1 protein-coding gene is annotated in these 844 nt (G+C 63.5%); it reads left to right on the top strand.

Features of this window, described 5'->3' with window-relative positions; genetic code table 11:
- Positions 1-754: hydroxypyruvate isomerase (hyi, locus tag EN906_RS35745; protein WP_127375850.1), on the top strand; the 754-nt coding region annotated here is incomplete at its 5' end.
- Between the last annotated feature and the right edge of the window lie 90 nt (positions 755-844).

Raw genomic sequence — 844 nt, 5'->3', positions numbered from 1 at the left:
TGAGTTCCTCGATCGTTTCGATGCCGCCGCCCGCGCCGGCTTCAAGGGCGTCGAATATATCGGCCCCTATGACCATGCGCCCGATGTCGTCGCCGCCCGGTTGAAGAAGAACGGTCTGACCCAGGTGCTGTTCAACCTGCCGGCGGGCGACTGGGGCAAGGGCGAACGCGGTATTGCCGTGCTGCCGGACCGCGTGCCGGAATTCCGCCAAGGCGTCGCCAAGGCGATCACCTACGCGCAGGCGCTCGGCTGTGAGCAGGTCAATTGCCTGGCCGGCATCGCGCCGGCCGCCGCCGACCGCAAGGTGCTGGAGGATGTCTTTGCCGAAAACCTCGCCTTCGCGGCGGAAAAGCTGGAGCAGGCCGGCATCAGGCTGCTGATCGAGCCGATCAACACGCGCGATATTCCGGGCTTCTTCCTCAACTACTCCGACCAGGCGCTAGCGCTGATCGATCGCGTCGGCTCGAAAAACCTGTTCCTGCAATACGACATCTATCACATGCAGATCATGGAGGGGGATCTCGCCCGTACCATCGAGGCAAACCTTGACCGCATCGCGCATATCCAGCTTGCGGACAATCCCGGCCGTCACGAGCCGGGGACGGGCGAGATCAATTTTCCCTTCCTGTACGAGCATATCGACCGCATTGGTTATGCCGGATGGGTCGGGGCGGAATACAAGCCGAAGGCCGGGACGGAAGCTGGGTTGGGGTGGTTTCGGGATTTGAGCGGGCAGGGAAGCGCTGCGGCTTAGCGGCGATCGCAATAGAAGTCGCGTTCCTTCGCGCCCCCCTCTGGCCTGCCGGCCATCTCCCCCACCTGTGGGGAGATTGGCAGCTTCGGC

The organism is Mesorhizobium sp. M7A.F.Ca.CA.004.06.1.1 (assembly GCF_003999135.1).
Taxonomy (GTDB): domain Bacteria; phylum Pseudomonadota; class Alphaproteobacteria; order Rhizobiales; family Rhizobiaceae; genus Mesorhizobium.
Note: the sequence above shows the minus strand (reverse complement) of the source record. Positions and strands in the feature narration are given on the sequence as shown.